This is a genomic window from Burkholderia sp. HI2714, assembly GCF_002223085.1.
GTDB classification, from domain to species: Bacteria; Pseudomonadota; Gammaproteobacteria; order Burkholderiales; family Burkholderiaceae; genus Burkholderia; species Burkholderia lata_D.
Genome location: NZ_NKFM01000177.1, coordinates 1 through 619, shown reverse-complemented (window position 1 = coordinate 619; position 619 = coordinate 1). Strand labels below are relative to the sequence as shown.

Below are 619 nucleotides of genomic sequence, written 5' to 3'. Positions count from 1 at the left end.
TCGGGGCTGATCGTCAAAGGTCGGATCCCTCGATCTGATTCGCACTGCTTCCTTCAACGCCGTCCTCATACACGGCGGGTATCCGCTCGTCCGTGTTACCCAAAATCGGCGGTTTCTGAACCACGCCCGTACTTCACAGCAGGTCCCGCGCGAAGTACGCCGCCGCTTTTTTTGCGATCTCAAGCTCCATCGTCAGCCGTCGATTCTCTGCCTTCAGCCGCGAGAGCTCCATCTGCTCCGGCGTCACGACCTTCGTGCCTGGACCATTCAGCGTTCCGGCCGCTGCGGCCTTGACCCACGTGCGCAGCGTCTGCTCCGAGATGCCAAGCTCCCGTGCAACCACCGAAATACTCTGGCCATCCTTCACTCGTTGCACCGCAAGCGTCCTAAATTCCGGCGTGTGTTGCTGCTTCGGTATCTTCAACATTTTGCTTTCCATTCCGTCGAGTTTACCCGACCTCTTGGAGAGCGAAATTTCGGGGGAAGCTCAAACATCCTATTGTGCTTTTCCATCGCGGCGAATCCAATTCACTTGTTCGGACTTCATCGGTAATGGTGCCCGGAGCCGGAGTCGAACCGGCACGCGCCGATTAGAGCGCAGCGAATTTTAAGTCCGCGG

The 619-nt window shown here is 57.7% G+C and carries 1 pseudogene; it reads right to left on the bottom strand.

Annotation, left to right across the window (positions count from 1 at the left end):
* Positions 1-128: 128 nt before the first annotated feature.
* Positions 129-427 (bottom strand): annotated as a pseudogene (locus tag CFB82_RS41785) (transposase); the annotation flags it as partial.
* Between the last annotated feature and the right edge of the window lie 192 nt (positions 428-619).